Genomic DNA, 788 nt, shown 5'->3' with positions numbered 1-788 from the left:
TCCCTCGCCACGGGGTTCTGTGTTTACTCATCTTTTCAGCCTACAGAGGGCTGTGTTTATTCGGTTGTAGGATCCTTCGCGTTCGGGCTACGTCGTCTTGCGCCGTTACCTACAACTACGCCAGAATCCGCCGGCTTGTGCGTCTTGGGGCCGGGCTTTACTGTTGCTCGGTCGCTGAAAATCAGCGATCGGGTTTGGTAGCCCGGCTTTCTGGTGCAAGTGCAGCCTCATGCAGGGGACTTCAACCTCTGTCTTATGGTGGTCATGCGCAGGGCGTCCTCGGACGCGCCGGGTTGCCAGGTAACCGGTCTACCAACCTTCGTATGGCCACCACCCTTCGTTTGGTAGCGAGGATGATGGCTCCAATTTCTTATCTGGAGTTTCATCTATGTTCAAAGTAACCCCGAATCCTCCCGACACCGATCCAGCCGACGCGAAGGCATTCGACGAAGCCGCCGACCGCGCCCTCGATTACTACCTCAAGCCCAAACCCAGCAAACCAACACCCGACCCCAGTCAACTGTTCACCGTGATCAATGGTGTGGGCACCGAAGCCCTGCTCGCCAACCTCAGCGAAACCCTCGCCTCGGCCAACGCGATGATCAACGACCTGGCGTTCGACCTGGACGGCTCGCGACGGCACGTTGCCCTGGGCATCCTGCAGTTGATCGAAATGGGCGCGCTGCTCGCCAACCGCGCGCTGGACAACGTCGAAGCGCGCTAGCCGCCATCCACTGTGGCGAGGGAGCTTGCTCCCGCTCGGCTCTGTGTAGGAGCTGGCGAAGCCT

1 protein-coding gene is annotated in these 788 nt (G+C 59.8%); it reads left to right on the top strand.

The window, feature by feature from the left end; translation table 11 throughout:
• Positions 1-388: 388 nt before the first annotated feature.
• The gene (locus OC610_RS28280) at positions 389-724 is read left to right on the top strand and encodes a DUF6124 family protein (RefSeq protein WP_264432990.1); all 336 of its coding nucleotides are present in this window, start codon (positions 389-391) and stop codon (positions 722-724) included.
• Positions 725-788 lie beyond the last annotated feature (64 nt).

The sequence above is a fragment of the Pseudomonas agronomica genome (genome assembly GCF_025917275.1).
GTDB classification, from domain to species: domain Bacteria; phylum Pseudomonadota; class Gammaproteobacteria; order Pseudomonadales; family Pseudomonadaceae; genus Aquipseudomonas; species Aquipseudomonas agronomica.
This window is presented reverse-complemented; position numbering and strand designations above follow the sequence as displayed.